Source organism: Moorena sp. SIO1G6, from assembly GCF_010672795.1.
GTDB lineage: Bacteria > Cyanobacteriota > Cyanobacteriia > Cyanobacteriales > Coleofasciculaceae > Moorena > Moorena producens.
Genome location: NZ_JAAHFZ010000040.1, coordinates 1 through 22,633 on the forward strand (window position 1 = coordinate 1; position 22,633 = coordinate 22,633).

At 43.5% G+C, this 22,633-nt stretch carries 21 protein-coding genes, 3 pseudogenes and 1 riboswitch; of the genes and pseudogenes, 15 read left to right on the top strand and 9 right to left on the bottom strand.

Annotated elements, in window-relative coordinates:
* Positions 1-254 (top strand): annotated as a pseudogene (locus tag F6K63_RS26660) (photosystem II q(b) protein); the annotation flags it as partial.
* A 589-nt stretch (positions 255-843) separates the two neighbouring features.
* On the opposite strand, the gene F6K63_RS26665 reads toward F6K63_RS26660, so the two are convergent.
* The 3 genes from F6K63_RS26665 to F6K63_RS26675 form a co-directional block, all read right to left on the bottom strand.
* Positions 844-1,950: a TRAP transporter substrate-binding protein gene (locus F6K63_RS26665; protein ID WP_008185167.1), complete on the bottom strand. Its 1,107-nt coding sequence runs from the start codon at positions 1,948-1,950 to the stop codon at positions 844-846.
* A gap of 389 nt (positions 1,951-2,339) precedes the next feature.
* Entirely contained in the window at positions 2,340-4,349 is a 2,010-nt protein-coding gene (gene bchD / locus F6K63_RS26670) for a magnesium chelatase ATPase subunit D (RefSeq protein WP_287265897.1), read from the bottom strand.
* Between the two features lie 556 nt (positions 4,350-4,905).
* Entirely contained in the window at positions 4,906-6,069 is a 1,164-nt protein-coding gene (locus F6K63_RS26675; RefSeq protein WP_287252132.1) for an SAM-dependent methyltransferase, read from the bottom strand.
* A gap of 495 nt (positions 6,070-6,564) precedes the next feature.
* On the opposite strand from F6K63_RS26675, the gene F6K63_RS26680 reads away from it, so the two are divergent.
* The gene (locus F6K63_RS26680) at positions 6,565-7,536 is read left to right on the top strand and encodes a YihY/virulence factor BrkB family protein (protein ID WP_008185171.1); all 972 of its coding nucleotides are present in this window, start codon (positions 6,565-6,567) and stop codon (positions 7,534-7,536) included.
* A 210-nt stretch (positions 7,537-7,746) separates the two neighbouring features.
* A riboswitch (cobalamin riboswitch) is annotated at positions 7,747-7,890 on the top strand.
* 189 nt (positions 7,891-8,079) lie between these two features.
* Here F6K63_RS26680 and F6K63_RS26685 read toward each other — a convergent pair.
* Positions 8,080-8,292 (bottom strand): hypothetical protein, encoded by a 213-nt coding sequence (locus tag F6K63_RS26685; protein ID WP_154659813.1) that lies wholly within the window; start codon positions 8,290-8,292, stop codon positions 8,080-8,082.
* A gap of 150 nt (positions 8,293-8,442) precedes the next feature.
* Between F6K63_RS26685 and F6K63_RS26690 the strand changes: the two genes are divergently transcribed.
* The 5 genes from F6K63_RS26690 to cobW all read left to right on the top strand — a co-directional run bounded on the left by F6K63_RS26690 (position 8,443) and on the right by cobW (position 12,324).
* Positions 8,443-9,129 carry a HupE/UreJ family protein gene (locus tag F6K63_RS26690; protein ID WP_287313552.1) on the top strand — a complete coding sequence of 229 codons (687 nt, stop codon included), beginning with the start codon at positions 8,443-8,445 and terminating at the stop codon, positions 9,127-9,129.
* Between the two features lie 351 nt (positions 9,130-9,480).
* Positions 9,481-10,194, top strand: a complete 714-nt coding sequence (locus tag F6K63_RS26695; protein WP_008185175.1) for a hypothetical protein — start codon at positions 9,481-9,483, stop codon at positions 10,192-10,194.
* Between the two features lie 162 nt (positions 10,195-10,356).
* Positions 10,357-10,905 carry a nuclear transport factor 2 family protein gene (locus F6K63_RS26700; protein ID WP_287313553.1) on the top strand — a complete coding sequence of 183 codons (549 nt, stop codon included), beginning with the start codon at positions 10,357-10,359 and terminating at the stop codon, positions 10,903-10,905.
* A gap of 8 nt (positions 10,906-10,913) precedes the next feature.
* Positions 10,914-11,279, top strand: a complete 366-nt coding sequence (locus F6K63_RS26705; protein WP_287313554.1) for a hypothetical protein — start codon at positions 10,914-10,916, stop codon at positions 11,277-11,279.
* Positions 11,280-11,289: 10 nt separating this feature from the next.
* On the top strand, positions 11,290-12,324 hold the full coding sequence (gene cobW, locus F6K63_RS26710; protein ID WP_071105840.1) for a cobalamin biosynthesis protein CobW: 1,035 nt from the start codon (positions 11,290-11,292) through the stop codon (positions 12,322-12,324).
* Here the strand turns inward: cobW and F6K63_RS26715 are convergent.
* The gene (locus tag F6K63_RS26715; protein ID WP_287313555.1) at positions 12,298-12,558 is read right to left on the bottom strand and encodes a hypothetical protein; all 261 of its coding nucleotides are present in this window, start codon (positions 12,556-12,558) and stop codon (positions 12,298-12,300) included. The genes cobW and F6K63_RS26715 overlap by 27 nt on opposite strands.
* Before the next feature lie 101 nt (positions 12,559-12,659).
* On the opposite strand from F6K63_RS26715, the gene F6K63_RS26720 reads away from it, so the two are divergent.
* The 7 genes and pseudogenes from F6K63_RS26720 (at position 12,660) to F6K63_RS26750 (ending at position 17,632) form a co-directional block, all read left to right on the top strand.
* A complete protein-coding gene (locus tag F6K63_RS26720) occupies positions 12,660-12,944 on the top strand; it encodes a type II toxin-antitoxin system Phd/YefM family antitoxin (protein ID WP_044493454.1) in 285 nt (94 codons plus the stop codon).
* Between the two features lie 171 nt (positions 12,945-13,115).
* Positions 13,116-13,514 (top strand): hypothetical protein, encoded by a 399-nt coding sequence (locus F6K63_RS26725; RefSeq protein ID WP_008185185.1) that lies wholly within the window; start codon positions 13,116-13,118, stop codon positions 13,512-13,514.
* Positions 13,515-13,707: 193 nt separating this feature from the next.
* Positions 13,708-16,179, top strand: a complete 2,472-nt coding sequence (gene lepB, locus F6K63_RS26730) for a signal peptidase I (protein WP_287313556.1) — start codon at positions 13,708-13,710, stop codon at positions 16,177-16,179.
* 78 nt (positions 16,180-16,257) lie between these two features.
* Positions 16,258-16,578, top strand: a pseudogene (locus F6K63_RS26735) (IS630 transposase-related protein); the annotation flags it as partial.
* A gap of 144 nt (positions 16,579-16,722) precedes the next feature.
* Positions 16,723-16,851 carry a hypothetical protein gene (locus F6K63_RS26740; protein ID WP_267872134.1) on the top strand — a complete coding sequence of 43 codons (129 nt, stop codon included), beginning with the start codon at positions 16,723-16,725 and terminating at the stop codon, positions 16,849-16,851.
* Positions 16,830-17,353: pseudogene (locus F6K63_RS26745) on the top strand (IS630 family transposase); the annotation flags it as partial. The gene F6K63_RS26740 and the pseudogene F6K63_RS26745, both read left to right, overlap by 22 nt.
* A 54-nt stretch (positions 17,354-17,407) precedes the next feature.
* Positions 17,408-17,632, top strand: a complete 225-nt coding sequence (locus F6K63_RS26750; RefSeq protein WP_287313557.1) for a hypothetical protein — start codon at positions 17,408-17,410, stop codon at positions 17,630-17,632.
* Here the strand turns inward: F6K63_RS26750 and F6K63_RS26755 are convergent.
* The 4 genes from F6K63_RS26755 to F6K63_RS26770 all read right to left on the bottom strand — a co-directional run bounded on the left by F6K63_RS26755 (position 17,558) and on the right by F6K63_RS26770 (position 22,211).
* A complete protein-coding gene (locus F6K63_RS26755) occupies positions 17,558-18,448 on the bottom strand; it encodes an ABC transporter permease (RefSeq protein WP_008185203.1) in 891 nt (296 codons plus the stop codon). The two genes, F6K63_RS26750 and F6K63_RS26755, sit on opposite strands and share 75 nt — an antisense overlap.
* A 355-nt stretch (positions 18,449-18,803) precedes the next feature.
* Complete coding sequence (locus tag F6K63_RS26760) at positions 18,804-19,763, bottom strand: ABC transporter permease (protein ID WP_008185204.1); 960 nt, start codon at positions 19,761-19,763, stop codon at positions 18,804-18,806.
* A gap of 262 nt (positions 19,764-20,025) precedes the next feature.
* Positions 20,026-21,732 carry a peptide ABC transporter substrate-binding protein gene (locus tag F6K63_RS26765; RefSeq protein ID WP_287295456.1) on the bottom strand — a complete coding sequence of 569 codons (1,707 nt, stop codon included), beginning with the start codon at positions 21,730-21,732 and terminating at the stop codon, positions 20,026-20,028.
* Complete coding sequence (locus F6K63_RS26770) at positions 21,729-22,211, bottom strand: hypothetical protein (protein ID WP_008185207.1); 483 nt, start codon at positions 22,209-22,211, stop codon at positions 21,729-21,731. Before F6K63_RS26770 ends, F6K63_RS26765 begins: the two co-directional genes overlap by 4 nt.
* A 139-nt stretch (positions 22,212-22,350) precedes the next feature.
* Between F6K63_RS26770 and F6K63_RS26775 the strand changes: the two genes are divergently transcribed.
* Positions 22,351-22,563 carry a helix-turn-helix domain-containing protein gene (locus F6K63_RS26775; RefSeq protein WP_008185208.1) on the top strand — a complete coding sequence of 71 codons (213 nt, stop codon included), beginning with the start codon at positions 22,351-22,353 and terminating at the stop codon, positions 22,561-22,563.
* The last annotated feature ends 70 nt before the right edge of the window (positions 22,564-22,633 follow it).

The window sequence follows — 22,633 nt, forward strand, 5'->3', positions numbered from 1 at the left end:
CATGGCCTGTAATCGGCATCTGGTTTACTGCACTGGGCATCAGCACCATGGCATTTAACCTGAATGGCTTCAACTTCAACCAGAGCATCATTGACTCACAAGGTCACGTGATCAACACCTGGGCTGACGTACTCAACCGTGCCAACCTAGGTTTCGAGGTCATGCACGAGCGTAACGCTCACAACTTCCCTCTAGACCTAGCTGCGGCTGAAGCTACTCCTGTAGCTTTGACTGCTCCAGTTATCAACGGCTAATAAGAGTTTAATCTCATCACCCCTAGGGGAGTACACAAGTACCCCCTATCAGCGCTCTCCAAAAAGGGAGCGCTTTTTTATTTGGTGGCAAAGCACCAATCGCTTTTCCAAAAAAAATAAGAGAGCCGTCAAAAAGACTCTCTAGGTCATCAGGGTGCATCTATCTACTGATATCAATATAACAGATTTAGTGAGGGGTGTCACCCCTCATTTAATAATTTTCCAAGCAGCTGACCCTAGGTATAGCGCTACGCGCAAGTCAGCAAGGTTCGAAGTCAGAAGTCAAAAGTAAGCTATGACTAAGTTTTGGAATTTAGGAATGTCCTAATCTAAATGGGTAGTGCTATATGTTCACGTATCAATTTTCCCAAAAAAAAAAAATAAGAGAGCCGTCAAAAAGACTCTCTGGATCATCAGGGTGCATCTATCTACTGATCTCAATATAACAAATTTAGCGAGGGGTGTCACCCCTCATAGATAAAATTTGGTAAAAATTCCCTAATCGACAGTATTGTTCAGCTTAACTGGCTGCTTCCCAATCAAAGCTAAGATTGGCAGTTATTCAGTAATTTAAGATTACGATAGTGCTCTAGTTCCGAGAAAAGGCGAAATTAGCAAAACTCAATTCATTTGTGCCATGCCACTTGTAAATTTGCTTGCGAAACCCCTTCCACTGTTCATAAACCTTCTTAAACTTGGGATCTTTGCTAGCATCTTCCTCAAATAAATCGAATGATGCTTTCTCAGCCGCCTGCAAAATGTCTTGAGAGTAAGGAGTCAACTTAGCACCTGCTTTAATCAAGCGTTCCAATGCCGCTCCATTCAAAGCATCATACTTAGCCCCCATGTTGATATTGGCGTACCTGGCGGCATCTTTAAAGATTTCCTGATAGTCCTTAGGCAACTTATCCCAAGCTTTTTTATTAACCTGTACCTCTAGGGTTGGTCCGGGTTCCCACCAGCCGGGATAATAATAGAACTTAGCTGCTTTGTACAAGCCCAGCTTCTCATCATCATAGGGACCAACCCATTCAGCAGCATCAATGGCTCCCCGGTCTAGGGCAAGGAAAATGTCACCCCCAGGTAATACTTGGACATTCACCCCCAAGCGCTCCATCACTTTACCTCCTAATCCAGGGATACGCATTTTTAATCCCTTCAGGTCAGCTACAGAATTAATTTGTTTCTTGAACCAACCTCCCATCTGAGCACTGGTGTTACCCGCTGGAAAATTAATCACGCCAAAGTCAGCATAGAGTTCCTGAAGTAATTCCAAGCCACCACCGTGGTACAACCAGGCATTTTGTTGTGGAGCGGTTAGACCAAAGGGTACACTAGTGCCGAATGCTAAGGCTGGATTTTTGCCAACGTAGTAGTAACTAGCGGTATGACCACACTCAACGGTTCCCTGTTGCACGGCATCGAGAACCGCTAATCCTGGTACAATTTCACCAGCAGCAGAGGGGGTAATCTGGAAACGCCCATTGGTCATGGCACTGACCCGCTTACAGACAGTATCAGCTCCCCCATAGATAGTATCCAGGGATTTTGGCCAGCTGGTGACCATTTTCCATCGAACTATAGGCTGACTGCCAGATTGAGCAACGGGTCCTGTACTAGCTTGATTACAGGATGCTAAGGCAGCTGTACTGGCTGCACCAAGCGCAGCGTTACTAAAAAATTTTCGGCGTTTCATGGTTGTTGATTCAATAGTGGGTCATCTTTTGGGCAAATTCTATCAACTTTATTAACTAGACACCCTTTCGCCAAAGGAATATCGCAGGTAAGCATTCAGTTATCAGCCGTCAGCCGTCAGCTAATGAATGGACTGAATTGTGATCTCATTTCTGGTTGAATACTTACACTTTTGCGAATCGAAGGCATTTGGCACCCACCCCTAACCCCTCCCAGGAGGGGAATGGCAGCTATGCTGAAGTAAAGGAGTAAGGTTTCAAGGGAGAAAGTTTTTTATCACTAATTCTCCGGACATGATATGAGAATTTTGTTCCCAGATCCGCTGTTCCCAGATCCGCTGTTCCCAGATCCGCTGTTCCCTATTCCCAGATCCGCTGTTCCCTTTGCTATTTACCGAGATGTAATATCTGCGATCGCATTTTTAGTCATAGCTGCGATCGCTTTATCTGTAGCTTTCGGTAAATGATAATACTTACCACCTGCTTGTTTGGCCAATTCCTTAGCAAAACCAGTAGAAACAAACTTACTCTCGGTATCAATCACTAATAATTGAACCCCATTAGCTCGAATCCGAGCGGCAATTTCCAACAATTCCCCTTTAATATCTGGCTTTTCCCCTTCTGGTAGAGGTTCTCCCAAAGAACGAGCTAAGGGAATATTGCCCCGACCATCAGTAATTGCCACAATTACCACTTGACCAATATCCCCAGACAATTGAGCATTCATGCCCACATGCACTGCCTGAGTCAATCCATGAGCTAAAGGGGAACCGCCACCACAAGGTAATCGCTCTAAACGCCGCTTTGCTAAAGCAATGGAACGGGTAGGGGGTAACAGCACATCGGCTTGTTCTCCCCGGAAGGGAATCAGGGAGACTTGATCACGGTTTTCATAAGCTTCCGTCAGAAGCTGCATCACTGCTCCTTTAGCAGATTGCATCCGGTTTAGAGCCATAGACCCTGACGCATCTACCACAAAAACTACCAAGGAGCCAGCTTTTCGGGCTAACCGCTTGGATCGTAAATCCCCTTGTTCGATAATAACCCGACGGTTAGGATGACGTTGCCTACGAGCTTTTTGATAGGGTGCAGCAGCTCTGAGGGTGGCATCTACAGCAATCCGCCTTACTTTACCCTTCGGTAGTATCGGTTTGACATACCGACCCCGGTCTTCTGAAAAGATAATGCTACGGTTTCCGGACTTACCTTGCCGTTGTGCCATCTGGGCAAAGTAGAGCACACTCGGGTCAAGGATCACCCCTTCTGGGTCAAAGAGAAACTCTTCCGGGATATTCGGAGCTTCCTGTTCTTGCTCCTCTGAGTCATTGTCGTCCTCTTTGTCTTCCTCTTGGTCTTGCTCTTCCTGAGATTGATCTTGTGGGGGTGGGGGAGGAGGAGGTTGTGGTGCTTCTTCTGGTGGTGTTTCTACCATAGTGGCACGGGGGACAATTACCAATTCCACCGCCCGACGCAAATCCTCGGAATTAACTGTCTGACGACCCTCTAAGGCTGCTGCAGCTTTTGCAACTCGAACGGCAAACAGTTCTGCCCGATGACCTTGGACACCACCTCGGATGGCTTCATTGACGAGATAGGTAATTTGGTCATGGGTAATCTCAACATCCTTGAGCCACTCTCGCGCTAGAATAATATCCGTCTTGAGGGTATCAAGATCCTCCTGATATTCCTCCAGAAACTGCTGGGGAGAGTTAGCGTATGCGATCGCTTGTTCTACTGCCTCCACCCGTTGCTCTAATGCCAAAACACCGTCAGCAGAGAGGGTAATGGCAATTCTGTCCAATAAATGTTCCCGTAATGGTCCCTCGTCGGGATTGTAAGTGGCAATTAAAATTGGTTTGCAGGGATGTTGGAAACTAATGCCTTCTCGCTCAATTAGGTTCCGCCCTTCGGTTAAAACACTCAGTAGCTGATTAGCAATTTGGTCATCAAGGAGGTTAATGTCATCCACATACAACACACCCCGATGAGCTTGGGCAAGTAATCCTGGTTGAAAGACAGGTTCCCCTTGTTTGACAGACTGTTCCACATCCACTGAACCCAGGAGTCGGTCTTCAGTAACTCCTAGAGGAATTTGGATGAAGGGAGCTGGGATGATTTCGGTATCTGGAGAACCGTCAACCTTCAACTGGTCAACCTGTAACTCTTCTTCTTCTGGAGTACAGTTACTCAAGGAACCCTTAACCACTTCAATTGGGGGGAGCAGAGTGTGGATTGCCCGTGCCATCACTGATTTAGCTGTGCCACGGCGTCCTGCGATCGCAACGCCTCCTAATCCAGGGTCAATGGCCGCGAGGAGGAGGGCGAGTTTAATAGCTTCTTGACCCACCACGGCGGTGAGGGGAAAGGTAGGGTTGGCAGGTTTTGTGGTCAGTGCGGGCATAGAGCAACTATTGTCAAACTTCCCTGAGTCAAATCATAGTAGTCTAATAGTACTCTTTAACGACTCCCTATGGTTGATCTAGCCCCATGGGAAATTCTTGAGGGCGACTTTTTCAATAGGTAAGCATTCAGCCATCAGCTATCAGCTATCAGCTATTAGCGATTCGGCGCTTTAACTGCACTGGTTCGGATCAGTAAAACGAGCAGGGATTGTCAACCAGCCATACTCGTTCGTAAGCTTATTTACTACCTCCTAGCTGACGGCTGACGGCTGATAGCTGAATGCTTACTCCAATAGTAATCTGATTTGGAAGCAGACATATAAGCACCTACACAGAATTAATTACCTACTCCCAATCTCTGTAACCCTTACATTGTAATACTTTGAGTTTTGTAAAATGTGTAATTAATTTTGTTTACCTGCTTAGCCTTTCTCCTAGTGAGGGGAGAGGGAAAAAAACCTGTGTAGCTAATTACTATGAGAAACGCTATAAGTCTAGAAGCTAAACGATTACCATCAATTCAAAATTGCTCTAGGAATCTAGGTCTGACCACACTTATTGTAAAGACTTATGATCCTCGGGTAATTCTAAAACCACCCGATAGGCCGTCGCATAGTATGATGATTGGATCATGGTACCCGCTGTCGCCGCAAAAAGTATCCGGAACGTGCGCCAGATTTGTTCATTTGACTTGTCGATAATATCTGCTTTTTTTTCCATCCAGCGCTCATACATACCCTTAGCCCAAAGATAATAGTTGCGACGGTCATTATAGATGGCTTGGATCTCAAATGGTGATTCTCTAACAGCATCGATAAATTCCGTCATATACACCATCCGAAAGGTCCCCGGCCAGATATACTTGGTAATAAAACTGTGCGTAACAAATGACTCTTTGTCTGAGGCAAAGTCGAGATATACTCGTCCGCCAGGTTTAAGATAGTTCAAGAGACGCTCCATCACGCGAGGATAATCAGACAAATCTTCGATTACCCCCATCATGACTATGCCATCATATTTCTGGCTAGGTTGGAAAGAGAAAAAGTCTTGATACTTGACCTCTGCATCATCAAAGTTGTTTTTTTCAATTAAATCTTCTACATACTGTTTTTGGTGCTTGGATAAGGTAATTCCAGTCACACGGATATTTCTGCGTGCGGCAAAACGCAGGAAACCGCCCCAGCCAGAGCCAATATCGAGTACCGAATCATTCGGTTTGAGATTAAGAGATTGAAAGGCAAAGTCTAACTTGCGTTCAGCTCCAACCTCTAGGCTATCCTCATCTTTATCATATATCCCAGGAGTATAAGTATTGTAATCGGTATCCATGGCGAACAATTGGATATTATTGGAGTCATAATGCTTTGATATCCAATCTGGATTGCATTTTTCCCGCCCAAGTAAGATGGGTTTGAGTCGGCGACCTATCTTTAGCAAAATATGCTGATCGGATAACAGCTCCTGGAACGACATGGCGTTGATTAAGTTCCCTTCGAGATCAATATCACCCTTGATGTAAGCTTCCAGTATCAGTAATTCGTCTAAAGACATGAAAGCTTTTCGACCAGCTGGATTTTTGATGTATATATCCAAGATCGGTTTCTCTTCTCCCATAGTGGTGCTTGACCCATCTTCCCAATGAAGTACAAAGCTAATTGGTAGTTTGCCACGTTTGGATAAGGAGGAGACGAAGTTGGTTACAAATTGGTTTTCAATCATGGGTAACTTAAGATGTTATTGGTTTTTATGCAATTAGCTTACCCCACTAGCTGTCAGCTATCATGCTTACAGCGGTTTGCAATTCAGTCAGGTACAAATTCTTGGGTTTTAGGGAGCAGGGACTTCGGAGCAGGGACTGAGGCCGTAGGCCACGCGGGGCGCGTTCGGAAGAGGGAAGAAAGAGAAAATCCTGTGTACTTGATAGTTATGCAAACCGCCGTAAAATAAATCTTGTTAGCGTAGTGTGCGCCTATGGGCAATGCGCAATACGCAAACGGGAGAATTTAATAGTTCGAGATTAATCAGAATGGAAAGTCTGGGTAAAAGCCCTTGGCCTTTGGCTGATAGCTGACGGCTGATAGCTGAATGCTTAGGATTAACTGACTTATGAAACCATAGTTGGTTAACCGGGATCAATTGTCAATCTAGAATATTCTCAGGCATTGTCAGGTATTTCCAACTGGAACGATGCCGATATAACTAAGCCCAGGAGTTATGAGACCAGGAGTGATGGTGATGAATCCCAAGGCTATTTTAGGACTGCTTAAAGAAACGTTTAAAGAATGGAAGGAGGATAACGCATCTCGACTAGCAGCAGCATTATCCTATTACATGATTTTTTCCCTAGCGCCAGTGCTAATAATTGCGATCGCAATTGTGGGGTCTATTTTTGGGGAAGAGGCGGCTAAGGGCGAGATTGTAGAACAAATCCAAGGATTGGTTGGGGAACAGGGGGCACAGTTTATTCAGACAGCAATTACTAATGCCAATCGGCCTGATGCTAGTGGGGGGTTGGCTTCCTTGATTAGTATTGTGGTGCTGTTGTTCGGTGCATCTGGGGTATTTGGCGAACTCCAAGATGCCTTGAATACGATTTGGGATGTGAAGCTGAAACCAGGACGGGGCATCTGGGGTATTTTGAAAAAACGGATTCTTTCGTTTCTGACCGTGCTGGGTGTAGGACTTTTTCTGCTATTATCCGCTGTGATCAGTACTGCCTTATCCGCTGTGAGGTCTTATAAGAGCGAATTTCTCCAGGAACTGGGTTTACTGTGGCTCTACCAACTTGACTTTGTCTGGACAATTCTGGACTTGCTGGTGTCCTTTGGTATTCTTAGCCTGATGTTTGCTCTGGTTTACAAGTACTTGCCAGATGTGAAAATTGCCTGGAAGGATGTCTGGGTTGGAGCAATTATCACTACCTTACTGTTTAACTTGGGTAAATGGCTATTGTCATGGTATCTCGGCAGAAGCAGTTTTTCTTCAAGTTACGGTGCTGCTGGTTCTTTGGTGGTTTTATTGGCTTGGGTATACTATTCCTCTCAAATTATCTTTTTAGGAGCTGAATTTACCCAAGTTTACGCTAAAATATTTGGTTCAAAAATCGTTCCCGATGACCATGCTACCCCTCTCCCGGCAGTAGGTCAGTTGCCCAGTATCGAGGAAAGGGATAACCCAAGATCGTAGGAACAGTGAACAGTGAACAGGGAACAGGGAACAGGGAACAGGGAACAGGGAATAGGGAATAGGGAATAGGGAATAGGGAATAGGGAAAAAATCCTATGTACCTCATTAAACTAAAAACCGCTTTAATTAATTACGATTAATTAAGATTAATTAATCGTAATTAATATCTTAATTAATATTTAACAAATAATATAGGTCAGATTGTGCTAAACTACCTGAAGTTCCATCGGTTCTGGTGAAGAGCACTCACCAGAGGTAACGGGGAAAGTCCGGTGCAAGTCCGGCGCTGTCCCGCAGCTGTGATGAGGTCTGTCACCTCTTAGTCAGAATGCCCGCCAATGGTGTCAGTTGTTGTTAAATGCATCTGCGAGGTACAGATGATGTCTGATGTAGCATTTCCATAAAAATTAGTCAGTAGGCAACCACATTTCCCAGTAACGTTTGTGATGCCCTTTTTGAGAACTAGTGGTTGAGTAAAAAGTATTTAATAGGTTTGATCTGTAAGCTATCAGCTATCAGCTATCAGCTATCAGCTATCAGCTATCAGCGAACAGCGATTAGCGCTACGCGCACGCTACTTGAGGTGCCAAAGGCCAACGGCTGACCACTGAGCACTGACCACTGATTGCTGACGGCTGACGGCTGACGGCTGACGGCTGACGGCTGACTGCTTACAAAGTAACTAACCCCTAAGAAAGCGCTGACAGTAACTAAGTAAGAAGAAAGTGATAAGAGACTAAAAATTAATAAATTCAACGCTTTATCACTTTCTATTTTATCAGTTTAAATGTGCTACAAGACTACTTTATACTTTTTCAAGCTAGTCTTATAAAGCCTAGTCTGTCAAGGTAATTAGCACTAAACTGTTGCAAGTATTTTTATCAGTCATTGACCAGCATTTACCAGATGTCAAAAAGCAAATTTTCCCCAAGCAATCGGTCTTCTATCTCCCGTTACCAAAACCAGAAACTTGGCTTTAATGCTATGGCTCTGTTGGTATGGATGGGGATTTTAAGTACAGCACAACAAGCTATGGCTCACCATCCCTTTGGTGGCGAGACACCTGATAATTTCATCACAGGATTTTTGTCTGGATTAGGTCATCCCGTCATTGGTTTCGATCATCTCGCGTTTGTGATTGGTGTTGGCTTAATTGCAGCAGGATTTACCAGTGGTTTCCTGATTCCTGGTGCTTTTGTCCTCACCACCCTAGTCGGCACAGGTATTCACTTGCTGGGAATGGACTTACCAATACCAGAGATTGCGATCGCTACTTCAGTGGTGCTGTTTGGCGGACTACTGTTGAGTGCCAAAATTCCCAATATATCCGTAGTGCTAGGGTTAGCGAGCTTAGCTGGTATTTTTCATGGCTATGCCTATGGTGAAGCAATTGTAGGTGCTGAAATCAGTCCACTCTTGGCTTACCTGATTGGCTTCAGTGTGATTCAGTATGGTATCGCCATCCTAGCACTATACCTGAGTAAGAGCTTGATCAAACAATGGAGAGATCAACCCTTCCCACTGATGCGAATTTTAGGCTTTGGTATCTGCTCAGTAGGAGTAGTTTTCTTATCTTCTGCAATTTTTGGATAAGAGGTTTTAATAATGAAGAATGAAGAATTAAGAATGTATAATTAAGAATGTATAATTAAGAATTGATGAGAATTTATAATTCTGCTTTATGTATTCTGCTTTCAGCATTCACCATTCTTCATTTTGCCTTCCGCCTTAGAGGATATCTAAAAAGTTTTTTGATACTGAATTTTGCCCCCTAGCCCCCCAATTATGCGGTGCGCACCGGTGGGGAAGAATCAATTTGCTGCTAAAAGTCCCCCAAGCGAGGGATTGCTCGCTTGGGGGACCAACGGGGGCTTGGATGTAGCAAATGAGACTTATCAGACAACCTCTTAGGTAGCTAGTCCTTTAATTCTGTGTCAAAAACCGATGAAAGCTAACCAAGTTAAACAACTTAACTTTTCCGGTGCCTACATAGATGGGAAGTACGTTGAAAATGTGGAAAATTATCCCATTAACAGTCGTACTATCACCGTTAATCCTGAAGAGACAGATGCTTACCTGAGCGAAACGAACACCAGCATTATTCCGGCTTTTTCATCGACCATCCTCAAAGATACTACTGTCCAAAAAGCCAAATCCTTACTTTTGCTGGAGGTAGTAGAGAGCAAAAACATCGGCAAGATTGTCTTTGAGCCAGGGTGGAATCTATTAGGTAATTTGATCGACTTCCCCAAAGATGTACCGCTGTGGAAGTCTCCTCAAGATGAGGCTGGAATTATAGAAGTCGATCCCTATTTTATGGCAAGGCAATCGAGTACACCCCATCAACAAGAAAAGTTCTCTGTTAAAGTTAACCTTTGGTATGCCCCTTCTCGTACCAATTGTGCCATCCATAACCAACATGACTTTCTTGAAATTCACACCCAAGTCTTGGGACAGGGACGAATGCAGAAGTTCAAAGAAGAGGATTTTGGGACTCTCTATGAAGATCTCTTGATGACTGAGGGATACACCCAGATCGTTCCTTTTTGTGAAGTACACGAAAACCAGCAATATACCTATCCGTGGCATCAGTATTATTCAGATACGGATTGTATCTGGATGGCGATCGAATATCATCCGATTAAAATTTCTAACTGAACCGTTAGATATTGATGTCTTCTCTTATTGGTTTTACTTTCCCGGAAGATTCCAAAGTTGCCAATTGCTCATTGAGCAGCTATAAATACCTCAGCCAAAAAGCTGAGAGGTCACAACTAAAAAGTATTGTTAGCTTATTGAAGAGTTATAAAAAGATAGTCTATGATTTATATAAGTATTTTGGGACGTTTGAAGTGGTTAAAAGCCGGGATATTAACTGCGATCGCAATCGGGCTTTGCTGGGCGTGTTTTTCCGCTCCAGTACTTGCAGATGCTTCTGTTGGGAACGCGGAACCGAGCTTGAACACCAATTTGGTAGCCTATTATAACTGGCGTGCCGATGAAACAACAGAGGAAACGAGAAAGGTATGGGAACACCACATTAATGCATGGGCAAACTCCGACCTAGAGGACATTATCTCTGACTATTCCGAAGACTCCATCTTGATTCTCAACAACACAGTTTACAAGGGTATTGACCAAGTAGCCTGCGTTTTTGACAGTCTTTTTGAAATATTTGCAGATGGCAATAATATAATCGTTCCGGAAACGATCGAAGGTGAAGTTATTTACATTACTTGGAACTACACGCCCTTAAATGACCATGCCTACGATGGAACAGACAGTTTTGTAGTCCGAAACAGCATCATTGAATACCAAACAATTGCTTCTCGATTGTTTGAAAAATACCCAGTATGTACGTTTAGGTAATAGACTTCTTGCAGAAGTCGGGAACAGGGAACAGGGAACAGGGAACAGGGAACAAAAATGATCACAATTCCTACACGGATCCCTATCCCAACCTTAAACCTACCCTACACCAAACGCCAAAGGCGAACAACCAACTAACCTTGGCCAAAAGGCCACGCTACGCGAACAACAAAATAACCTTCAACCTTCAACCTTCAACCTTGGCCAAAAGGCCACGCTACGCGAACAACAAAATAACCTTCAACCAACCAACCTTGGCCAAAAGGCCACGCTACGCGAACAACCTTGGCCAAAAGGCCACGCTACGCGAACAACCAACCAACTTTCAACCAAATAACCTTCAACCAACCTTAAACCTTAACTGTACTCCTTAACTTACTTAAAATGGCTGCAAAAATTCCTGTTACTGTTGTTACCGGATTCCTCGGTAGTGGCAAAACTACTCTCGTGCGTCACCTGCTGCAAAATAATCAGGGCAGGCGCATTGCTGTAATTGTTAATGAATTTGGTGAAGTAGGAATTGATGGGGAACTATTGCGTTCCTGTCAGATTTGTGATGAAGATGATGACGCCAATAACAATATTTTAGAACTAGCGAATGGTTGTCTGTGTTGCACGGTTCAAGAAGAATTTTTACCGACAATCCAAGAATTGCTGAAGCGTCGTGACAAAATTGATAATATTTTGATTGAAACCTCGGGATTAGCGTTGCCTAAACCTCTAGTTCAAGCCTTTCGTTGGCCAGAAATTCGCACTGGCGCTACGGTGGATGGGGTGGTGACTGTCGTAGACTGCGATGCCTTAGCGGCTGGTACTTTAGTCAGCGATATCAATGCTTTAGAAGCCCAACGTCAGGCTGACCCAACCTTAGAACATGAAACTCCCATCGAGGAATTGTTTGAAGACCAGCTAGCTTGTGCTGATATGGTGCTGTTGACTAAAGTGGATTTAGTGGATAGTCCTACTCAAACCAAAGTAAATAATTGGTTGCAACAGCAGTTACCAAGTAGTGTGAAAGTCGTTCCTTGTCAGGAGGGAGACATTAGTCCTGATTTACTGCTAGGATTTAATGCCGGAGTGGAAGATAATTTAGAATCCCGTCCTAGCCATCATGACCATGAAGAAGACCATGACCATGATGATGATATTAATTCAGTTAATTTGATTTTAGATCAGGCATTTGACCCACAGGTAATCAAGACAAAATTACGACAATTGGTGCAACAGCAAGAGATTTATCGCATTAAGGGATTTGTGAATGTTGCTAATAAACCGATGCGGATGGTGATCCAAGGAGTAGGCGATCGCATTGAGAGTTTCTTTGACCGTCCTTGGCAAGCTGATGAAAAGCGTCAGACTCTCTTGGTCTTGATTGGGCGAGGGTTGGAGCAGTTAGAAATTCAGGAGGTATTTGGGTAGTAAAGGGAATCGGGAATCGGGAATCGGGAATCGGGAATCGGGAATAACCAATTTGGTAGAGTGGGCATCTTGCCCGCTCGGGAATAACCAATTTCGTAGAGTGGGCATCTTGCCCGCTCGAATAGATCGCCGAACAGGCAAGATGCCTATTCCACCAAGATGCTCATTCCACCAAGATGCCGGAACATGAAACAGGCAAGATGCCTGTTCTACCAAGATTCCCATTCTAACCATCGGGTCAAACAGCTTTTAGGAGCTGCACCGGATCAGATTACCGTGCAGTTCCAATTTCAATGATGCACAATATTATTGTGCAACTCAGCCTCAATGAAACGATGTCAAGTCGGGAAACTACCTATTCTCAAGCAAAAGCTAACCTAGCTAGCATCCTAGATCAAGTTTACGATCAGCGCGAAATTATCGTCATCAAGCGTAGTAACCAGAAAAATGTGGCGTTAATTGCTGAAGATGAATTGTCCGGTATCTTAGAAACTATTTATTTGTTGCGATCGCCAGAAAATGCCAAGCGTCTGTTTAGGGCCTTGGAATGGGCAGAGTCAGAAGAAGCTACTCCTCAAAGTTTGGAAGAATTGAAAGAGGAATTAGGGATTGAGTCGTGAGAAGGGTAAGAAAGACGGCATTGCTGAATTAACAGAGTTGAGATTCAGTCAATTTATCCAAATCTAGCTACAATACAGCCAATACTCCCATTTTTAGTGCATTGAGGGTGCTCATGGCTGAAAAGGGATATAGGATTGGCTTTACCGTGAGGGGCTAAGGAGAAATTAGTTATGAGTGGCGATCGCAATATTCAAGCTGGTAGGGATTACCGTGAAACAGTAGGTAGAAACTACCGTGACAGCAACTTCAGGGACCAAGGTGCTTACGTCGAGGGCGATTATTACAATAATAACCCAGAGCAAAAACAAAACCTCGCTAAAGCTGCAGCAGAGATTCAACAATTACTAGAGACCTTAGACAAAACTTACCCTACCGATACTACCACTGGAAAGATGAAGGTGGCAGCAGCAGCAGTTGAGCAGATTGACACTAACCCTGCTTTGAGTAATAGAGTACTCAGTGCCTTGAAAGCTGGTGGTGTCAGTGCTTTTGAGCAACTGCTGAACCATCCGGCTGCTAGTTTTGTTATCGGTGCCCTGCAAGATTTGCAGGAAACTAGGCGTTGCTGATTCTGAGTATGGTTTCGCCCCCCTAACCCCCCAATTCTGGGGGGAAAAAACTCTAAAAGTCCCCCAAATTTGGGGGATTTAGGGGGCTTTAGCAAAACCAAACGATTGCGCATTCATACTTCAATTCAGCAACGCAAACTCAGCAGTATTAACAGCAGACTAGACCTCGATCACCCTAGCTTGATTTACAGTCGTGACTGAAGAACCAAAGCAGCCAGAGCGTGAAATTAAGACAGGACGTAATTACCGCGAGACTGATTTTGCTGACCACGGTGTGTATGTTGAGGGTAATTACATTAATCATCGGGAGCAGCCAAGAAATTTGCCAGCTCCCCTTTGGAGAGAATTACAACGCAAGCTAATTGGCTGGCTTGAGCGTGATCAGTATGCTGCTAGTTGCAATCGCAAAGACTTACTGAAAGCAGTTAATTGGGAGGTAACAACTCGACTCCAGGATTCTCTGCACCAAGACCAGTTAGAGATTAATCTGTATCTGGAATTACCAATGGAGCAGAGCAAGGGGGCGGTAGAACGTGACCAGCGACAGAAAGTAATTCCCCTAGCGCCTCAAACCTCAGCAATGGAGGTATTTGAACGGCCAGATGTGCAAGGTCGGTTACTCATTTTAGGGGAACCGGGGTCTGGGAAAACCACCACTTTACTAAGACTAGCAGAGGATTTAGTTAAGCAAGCAGAACAGAATCATGCTGCACCGGTCCCGATCATCTTCGAGCTTTCTGCCTGGAAAAATGATCAGCAACCGATTGATCAATGGTTAGTGGCTCAACTAAAACACAATTACAGCATTGACGAAAAAATTAGTCAACAATGGCTCAAAAACCATCAACTACTGCCCCTTCTCGATGGTTTAGATGAGTTAGGCATACCCCGTCAAAGGCTGTGCGTCACCAAAATTAATCAGTTTTTCAAGCAAAACATCCAACGCCGTGGGGTGGTTTGCTGTCGCCTGGAAGAATATCAGCAGGGAATAGTCAAACTACGTAAACTTAATGGGGCTTATTGCTTGCAGTCCCCCAATGATGTCCAAATCCAAAATTATCTCCAGCGCCTCGGTAAACCGAAGCTTTGGCAAGTGCTATCCAGTGATGCCCAGATGAGAGAACTGGCAGATAAACCCCTGTTTTTAAACGTGATGGTGACGGCATACCAGGGGCAGCCGATTACCAATAAAGCACAACTTTGGTCAGCCTATGTGGAGGAGCGCTTAAAGTTACCCCTTGATCAGCAAAAATATCCCAAGGGAGTTCCTTATGGGGATGAGGATACTAGACATTGGTTGACTTATCTAGCTCGGCAATTAGTAGCCGATTCAACCACTGAATTTTTGATTGAAAATATGCAGTCATATTGGTTAAAAAAAGGTTTTCAAAGAATTATTTTTAGATTAATTTCTGGACTGATTGTTGGTCTGCTTTATGGTTTGATATTTGGTCTGCTTTATGATTTGATATTTGGTCTGCTTTATGGGCTGATATTTGGTATAATTTTAGGGCTAAAATTCACTGATTTTAAAGACTCCGAAAGACAAGCTGAAGCTTTTGATGTCAGTTGGTCTGGGCTGACTTCTTCTCTAATTTTTGGGCTGACTTCTTGTCTAATTTTTGGGCTGACTTCTTGTCTGATTTTTGGGCTGAAATTTTTGCTGATTTTTGGACTGACTTCTTGTCTGATTTTATTTTTAGGTTGGATGATTTTTGGGCATTTTTTTTGCTTAAAAACAGAAATTGCTAAGGAAAATCCTAATCAAAGTATAAAAGAATCTTTTAAAAAAACTTTTATTATTCCCCTGTTTGCTTTTCCGGCTGGGGCATTAATTTTTCCCTTTGTCTCCATCTTTACCCCAGCTAACTTTGATTTGACTAGCTCTTTAAGAATGGGTTTACTTGTAGGATTGGTTTCGGCAATAGCAAGTGGGGGTCAAGACTGGATACCGCACTTAACCCTGAGGCTAATTTTGTGCCAAAGGGGAGCAATTCCTTGGAACTATGCCAAGTTCCTCAGTTATGCCGCAGAACGGCGGTTGATTCAGCAAGTGGGAGGGCGTTACCGTTTTCTTCATGATGCCCTGCGTCAGCATTTTGTGGGCAATCAACCTGTTTCAGCTCCCCTGATTGAAGGTTCTAAAAACACTGGGCTGGGGTATATTCTGTTGGGATTTTCTCTGTTTGTTTTTCTAATTATTAGTAGCAGTATCTATAGGGTTGACAGTGGGCTAGAATCAACGGTAGTACCAGTAGTCCAGAGCGGTGATGTGGTTCTCAGGGATATTGTGACCCGTCATTGGCGCAAATTCCACCACGGAGATCTGATTGACTTTTGGGTTAAAAAAAATTTGGCGCAGCAAGGCTTTAATCGTAAGAAGTACATTATGCGGATTGTGGCTTTACCTGGGGAAACGTTTGCCATTAAGCAAGGAGAAGTTTATATAAATGGTCAACGCTTGAAAACTGACTACATTCAAGGAATTCCCATCCAATATGACCACGAAGTAGACAGAGAAATCCCCTCTTGTTGCTATTTAGTTTTGGGTAAAAATCCAGATGATCAGGATAATCTTTTGATGGGTGTGGTGGCTAGGGATGAAATTTATGGTGAAGTTTTATTCCGTCTGTTTCCTCTTAGGCGATTTGGCCGGGTGGATTAATATATATAGTTGTTTCAATTAAGGATAAGACGGTAATGAGGTAAAATAAAAAGGGTATATTTTCAATAACTGACAGCAATGCCATACAGTCTAGATTTCAGAAAAAAAGTAATAAACTATATAGAAAAAGGTGGAAAGATTACAGAGGCAGCGAAAGTATTTGGGATAGGAAGAGCGACAATATACAAGTGGTTAAATCGTTCAGAACTAAAGGCGACTAAGGTATAACGTCGTCAAAGAAAGCTAGATTGGAAAGCCTTAGAACAAGATGTCAAATAAAATCCAGATGCTAAATTAATAGAGAGAGCGAAAAAATTTGGAGTGCGCCCGAGTGCAATATTCTACGCACTCAAAAAAATGAAAATAACTCGTAAAAAAAAAGAACTTCGTTATCGGGAAAGCGATGCAGCGCGGTCTTGGGGGTTTCCCCGGAGACGAAACCTGATTACGTTGAGCCTTTATGGTTGGTAGGTTATGCAAAAAAGGGTTAAAACTTGAGGCGCGACCCCGTAATTTAATTCGCCATAGGAAAGCGCGCCTCCATTGATTAAGGCGAGCCTGTCTTACGGTAACTATCGCCAAAGGCGACGCTTGGCCGTAGGCCACGCCAAAGGCGAACGCGAACAAACCATGAGCGACTGCATCAAGACAGAGATAGAAAAGAAAGAATAAAGTATTTAAGAGCATTAAGAGAATTAATAAAAATATCTGGAATCAAAAGCCTTGTATTCATTGATTAATCAGGGTTTGACAAAATACAGTCATGCCTTTATGGATGGTCAAAAAAAGGGAATAAACTGTATGGTGAACAAACAGTAAAACGAATAAAAATAGAAAATTTAGTAGCAGGAATAAGGAAGAAATCAAAAGATTTAATAGCCCCTTGTTTAGTGGTAGTCTGAATGCAGAAGTATTTGAAGGATGGTTAAGCCAATATTTATTACCCTCATTAACAATTCCTTCAGTATTAATTATGGATAATGCACCAATTCCTAGAAAAAATGCAATTAGAGAATTAGTAGAGTCAGTCAGTCATCAAGTATTATTTTTGCCGAAATACTCTCCAGATTTCCATGATATAGAGCATGATTTTAGTGCTTTAAAGAGAGCCAGAATGTCTACTTCTATAGACACTTCTCTGGATGAAGTGATTCGTGAATATTGTGCTTCTTAGTGTCTCCTCCTTATTTAAAATAACTATATTTGTTGCTATAAAAGCTGTTGTACTTTGACCCAGCAGTGGTGCGTTACGGGGCGGGCTGTTCCAACTGGCTACGAGGCGAAAAATAAGAGCCCCCCTAACGCACCCTACTCCCGATTCCCGATTCCCGATTCCCGATTCCCGATTCCCGATTCCCGATTCCCGATTCCCTACTCCCTACTTTCTCCTTGTTTGCGGATCCAATGCATCTCTCAATCCATCCCCAATATAATTAATACTAAGCACTGTTAAAAAAATCGCTAATCCTGGAAAAATTGCCATATGAGGCGCTATTTCAATATAATTTTGGGCATCAAATAGCATTCGTCCCCAGGTAGGAACATCAGGGGGAAAACCTAAGCCTAAAAAACTCAGAGTAGACTCAGTAATAATCGCATTTCCCACCGCCAAGGTAGCTGCAACAATTACCGGACTAAGCACATTAGGAAGAATATGAGCCCAAATCAATCGACGAGGTTTAGCACCAATCGAGCGAGCTGCTGTTACAAAATCCATCTCTCGCACTGTCAAGAAACTAGCTCGTACTAATCGCGCCACCGACATCCAATTCAAGCAACCAATTACTAGCACTATCAATATAAAAATACCCAACTCTGGCCCAGCCAGCTGCCGCATGACATCTCGGAATAAATAAATCACTAACAGTAACAACGGTAGCTGAGGTAATGCTAAAAATAAATCCGTCAGACGCATTAGGAAGGTATCAATTACTCCTCCATAGAAACCCGATAACGCTCCAATTAAAGTTCCCAAGGAAATCGCCACTACCATAGCCGCAATCCCCACCGTTAAAGAGATGCGTCCCCCCCACAATACCCGAGCCAGTTGATCCTGCCCTAAATCATTAGTACCAAAAGGATGTTCCCAACTTGGTGGCGCACTGGATAGACTAAAGTCAATTTTGTCAATAGGTGTTTTATCAATGAATGGCCCTAAAACAATGGTAAGCACCATAATTATAAGTACAATAGACCCGATTACAGCCATTCGGTCTTGGCGAAACCGACGCCATCCATCTCCACCAAAAAACTTCCACAGAAAATTCATTTTTTGTATAGTGTATAGGCTTTTAATTAGGTGAGGTAAATTTTAGGGAGCAGGGAGCAGGGAGCAGGGAGCAGTTAAGTTCTAATAAGTAATAGTTTAAAAATTCTGTGTACCTCATTATATAGCAATTCTATATCCCATAAGGTACAAAATGACCCCCCTAAATCCCCCTTAATAAGGGGGACTTTGAGGTTGATAAGCGTACCTCATAACTGCGATAAACGCTATAATATAGACTGCTGTAGACCTCAGTTAGCTATAGCATTTATATCATGAATTGTGATAGTTTTTATTCCCTAATCCCTAATCCCTACTCCCTAATCCCTGTTCCCTGTTCCCTGTTCCCTGTTCCCTACTATATTATCTGAACTCTCGGATCTAGAATGCCATAAAGGATATCAGCGACTAGATTAAAGACTACAATTAAAATAGCGTAGATAAAGGTAATCGCCATCACTACTGGTGTATCGTTTCGATAGATAGAATCAATCAGCAAAGCACCAATTCCAGGTACTCGGAATACTTGTTCAGTGATTAAAGCACCAGTGAATACAGTAGGAATATCTAGGGCGACTAAGGTAACAACCGGAATCAGAGCATTCCGTAAGATATGGCGATTGACCACTACAAATTGATGTAATCCCTTAGCATAAGCAGTACGCACGTAGTCTTGATTTAGCTGTTCGAGTATGGATGAACGAATAAAACGCATCAATACTGCTGCTTGAAATAAGCCTAATACTACGATGGGCATGATAGACTGCTTGACTTGGATAACAAAACTATTCCAATCTGTTACCTTCAGGGTGCTGTCGTAGATAAACGGTAACCAATTTAGCTGGACACTAAACAGAATAATGAACAGCAAACCAGTGAAAAAGGTTGGTAGAGAAAATCCTAGAAAAGCCAGGGTGGTGACAATGTTATCAAAGATAGAGTAACGTTTAAGTGCCGAAATTATTCCTAAGGGAAACGCCAGCAATACAGCAAAAATATAAGCGGAACCTACAACCCATAACGTAGTAGGTAAACGCTGGAGCATTAGGGCACTAACAGGACTACGGCTAGTGAAGGAGTATCCCATATCCCCTTGGATAAATGACCACGCCCATTTAATATACCGAATCGGGATGGGTTGGTCTAAACCAAGGGCTCGACGAATATTTTCCCGCACTTCTGGGGTAATCGAAGGATTAGTGGCAAATTCCCCCATCGGGTCTCCAGGTGCTAAGGCCAGGATACCGAATACTACGATACTGATAGCAATCAAGGTGGGAATAGAAACTAAAAGACGATTAATTAAGTATCGCGTCATTGAAATTGATTATTAGTTAATTTGTAAGCATTCAGCTATCAGCCGTTGGCCGTTGGCCACGCTACGCGAACAGCCGTCAGCTAATGAACAGGAGGTAGTAAACAAGCTTATGCTGGTACGGCTCGTTGAAAATCCCTGCTCATTTTACTCATTCGACCCCCTATAGTTAAAATCCCTCCTAGCTGATAGCTGATAGCTGATAGCTGATAGCTGATAGCTGACGTTAATTGAAACTTGAAACTTGAAAAATTAGGAATAACTATCACTTCCGCTTCCAATCCATAATATTCCAAGTATTGCGATCCCATGGTGTCAAGTCATAACCCTCCAGCTGATTGCTAAACCCAGCTGCGTCAGCCCGATGGACAATGGGCAAAACTACCACATCATCTTTAACCAGTAAGTCATTCATCTGGATAAAGATTTTCCGACGTTTTTCTGGGTCTAACTCCTTTGTAGACTGCTGCCAAAGCTGATCGTATTTCGGATTACAGTAGCGAGAGACATTTTTTCGAGACCATTGATTAGCTTTCTGGGAAATTTCATCACAGGTATAGGTTTTCAGATACGCACCAGGGTCGGGGCTATCATTCCCTGTGGTGAACATTTGTAGGTCAGCATAGAAGCGTTGGTTAGTATCGGTGTTGGCTGGATCACCAGAGAAATAAATACTAGCATCAATACTCTTGAGTTCTACCCCAACCCCAATCGAGGCTAGGGTCTGTTTGACAATTTCCTGAGTCTTCTGGCGCACGGGATTGACCGAAGTCTGAAACAACACGGTCATCTCCACCCCATCTTTATCCCGAATCCCGTTACCATTGGTATCTTTCCAGCCTGCTTCCTCCAACAAGGCTACCGCTTTTTTAGGGTTAAATTCATAGGTAGTATTGGGAGACTTATATTGCTCTGGTAACACTAAGAAATTCCCTGTGGCTTTGCCCGTTGGTCCATAAAGCTGTTGGGCAATGGTTTCCCGGTCTAGGGCTAGGTTAAAAGCCTGACGCACTCGCTTGTCTTTGAAGAACGGATGGGGAAATTTGACACTAGACCGTTCTCCAGAGGGGGCTTGTTGATTGGGGTCGGTTTGATTGATTAAAATCCGTTCTACCAACGCCCCAAAGATAGCCACCACTTTACCTTTACCCCCCGCTTCCAGTCGCTTCAACACCGGTGCTTCCACTTGCAGATTGTAGGCATAATCCCCATCGCCGGTTTGTAAGACTGCTCTAGCAGCAGAGGTAGCATCACCACCGCCTTTTAGTTCTACTCGCTCGAAATAGGGTTTATCGGCTTCTCGGAAGTTAGGGTTTGGCTGATAAACTACAGTATCCCCTGGCTTAAATTCTACGACCTGATAAGGACCGGTTCCTACAGGCATCAAGTTGGCTGGCGCTTGTCGTGCATTGGCACCATTGAAATCTTGATATAAATGCCGTGGCAAAATAATGCCATCACTACCGGAAAAGACTAAAAACCAAGCTGGATTAACATCCTTGAAGTTGACTTTGACTGTGTAGTCGTCGATTGCTTCAACGTTTTTGATAGTTTTATAGGTACTAGCAGTAGTCGAACCTACGGCTGGATTGGTGATGAACTCATAAGTGAACACCACATCAGCAGCGGTGAAAGGGGTGCCATCGGACCACTTTACATTGCGCTTTAGTTTCCAAGTCACCGACTTACCATCAGCAGCAATTCCACCATTCTCTACCGTAGGAACTTCTGCTGCCAAAAACAGAACCATCTCCCCATTTTTGTCATAACTAGTCAGAGGTTCAAGGGTAATCCGACTCGCTTCGGAATCCTTGTAACCATTAGAAAGATGGGGATTGAGGATAGTGGGTGCTTGCCAGTACAGTAGCTTCAAAGTACTGTCCTGGTTGGACTGTAAAACTGCACTATCAGGGGAATTACAGCCAGTTAAACACAGAAGACTCAATAGAATCAGGATATAGTATCTAGTCAAAAATCGTCCCACCAACTTTTCTCGTTCACATACATTTGCCGCAATTGTTGCAATTCTGCCTCAAAAAGTACACGTTTGACTAGACCAACCAATTTTCCCCACTGATAAAGATTAAGCTTTGAGGAAGCTTGCTTAAACTGCTGGGCGTAGAATCGGCTCCAAAAACCCAGGGATTGCTTGGATTTGTGCCTTTTGTCCCGCCGTTTAAGCCAGCGGTCGTAATCTCCAGTTTTTGGGGGGTCTACCCCTAAAATTGGCGGAAAATCGGCGTAGCTGACAAATTGACTGACACCTTTGGCGTGTACGTAAACAACGTGCTGCCAGCAATCGATGCGATAAATTTCCTCTGGTTGGATATTAAAAAACAAGGCTACCGTATTTTCAGTGACAAATCGTGCCAGTGGATGAACCACTCGCGATTTATGGTTGATTTTAGATACGGTGACTACGGGTAATTTATGGCTAGGTGTTGTTAACATAATTAGTATTACCTCCATGTTTCTTGACATGAGGTTTGCTATGTGCGATCGCCCTGGTCTTTAAATTTTTTGAGGGCGATCGCTTTTCATAGTTTGCTCGATTGAACTATTAAACTATAAACTTCATCAATTGTCAAGTATGGGTTTAGTCAGACTGAAAGTACGAGAACTAGCACAGGAGAAGGGCTGGACACTCAAGGAAGTTTCTGACCGTTCCGGAGTGATTTACAGCACTGTAAGACACTATGCCCGCTGTCCTGGTCTAAAAACAATTGACTATACTTCTATGGATAAATTAGCCAGGACGTTTGATGTAATGGTTCAGGACTTAGTAGAGATTTTAGAAGAGTGAAGGAAATCAGCGCTAAATTCTTAAATCTTTCTAAACGTAAGCTATCAGCGTGTCGCGTATCAGCTATCAG

Bases quoted from the DNA above. Each gene is read 5' to 3' on its own strand.
- F6K63_RS26770 (WP_008185207.1), bottom strand. From the start codon at position 22,211: ATGTTAACAACACCTAGCCATAAATTACCCGTAGTCACCGTATCTAAA.
- F6K63_RS26725 (WP_008185185.1), top strand. From the start codon at position 13,116: ATGAGTGGCGATCGCAATATTCAAGCTGGTAGGGATTACCGTGAAACA.
- F6K63_RS26715 (WP_287313555.1), bottom strand. From the start codon at position 12,558: ATGGTTAGAATGGGAATCTTGGTAGAACAGGCATCTTGCCTGTTTCAT.
- F6K63_RS26775 (WP_008185208.1), top strand. From the start codon at position 22,351: ATGGGTTTAGTCAGACTGAAAGTACGAGAACTAGCACAGGAGAAGGGC.
- F6K63_RS26720 (WP_044493454.1), top strand. From the start codon at position 12,660: ATGTCAAGTCGGGAAACTACCTATTCTCAAGCAAAAGCTAACCTAGCT.
- F6K63_RS26675 (WP_287252132.1), bottom strand. From the start codon at position 6,069: ATGATTGAAAACCAATTTGTAACCAACTTCGTCTCCTCCTTATCCAAA.
- F6K63_RS26760 (WP_008185204.1), bottom strand. From the start codon at position 19,763: ATGACGCGATACTTAATTAATCGTCTTTTAGTTTCTATTCCCACCTTG.
- F6K63_RS26700 (WP_287313553.1), top strand. From the start codon at position 10,357: ATGATTTATATAAGTATTTTGGGACGTTTGAAGTGGTTAAAAGCCGGG.
- F6K63_RS26755 (WP_008185203.1), bottom strand. From the start codon at position 18,448: ATGAATTTTCTGTGGAAGTTTTTTGGTGGAGATGGATGGCGTCGGTTT.
- bchD (WP_287265897.1), bottom strand. From the start codon at position 4,349: ATGCCCGCACTGACCACAAAACCTGCCAACCCTACCTTTCCCCTCACC.
- F6K63_RS26680 (WP_008185171.1), top strand. From the start codon at position 6,565: ATGAGACCAGGAGTGATGGTGATGAATCCCAAGGCTATTTTAGGACTG.
- F6K63_RS26695 (WP_008185175.1), top strand. From the start codon at position 9,481: ATGAAAGCTAACCAAGTTAAACAACTTAACTTTTCCGGTGCCTACATA.
- F6K63_RS26690 (WP_287313552.1), top strand. From the start codon at position 8,443: ATGTCAAAAAGCAAATTTTCCCCAAGCAATCGGTCTTCTATCTCCCGT.
- cobW (WP_071105840.1), top strand. From the start codon at position 11,290: ATGGCTGCAAAAATTCCTGTTACTGTTGTTACCGGATTCCTCGGTAGT.
- F6K63_RS26665 (WP_008185167.1), bottom strand. From the start codon at position 1,950: ATGAAACGCCGAAAATTTTTTAGTAACGCTGCGCTTGGTGCAGCCAGT.